Here is a 368-nt window from a genome sequence, read left to right as displayed (position 1 = left end):
AAAATATCTACCCAATAATTAAAGGTATTATTGGCTTTTGTTCTCGACACATCAAACAATAATCCGAGAATTTCAAATGTTGGCTTCTGTCTCAGGTATACTAAACATAAACACACACCTTCTTTTGGTGTCATTTCTGCTTTACGTCCTCCACCAGAGGCTATTAACCTAATTTTTCTTTTTTCAATTTCTGCTTGTTTGTCTCTATGCCTTTTTGAAGCTAATGCTACTAATGTAATAAAATCTTCATATTTAATCCCAATTAATCGCTTTGATTCCTCTGGGTATGATTCTATTCTTTTTAAGGGACTTGTCATTATTAATACTCGCTTTTTTATCTTCTCTGTTTATTTTCCTATAAAATTTAT

General features: G+C 31.0%; 1 protein-coding gene. It reads right to left on the bottom strand.

Annotated features, from left to right (window positions below; genetic code table 11):
* A partial coding sequence (locus tag ACM0OR_RS28390) for a helix-turn-helix domain-containing protein (protein WP_414579740.1) occupies positions 1 to 317 on the bottom strand: 317 nt, incomplete at its 3' end.
* Positions 318 to 368 lie beyond the last annotated feature (51 nt).

The sequence above is a fragment of the Anabaena sp. CCY 9402-a genome, assembly GCF_963920945.1.
Lineage (GTDB): Bacteria > Cyanobacteriota > Cyanobacteriia > Cyanobacteriales > Nostocaceae > Trichormus > Trichormus minutissimus.
Note: the sequence above shows the minus strand (reverse complement) of the source record. Positions and strands in the feature narration are given on the sequence as shown.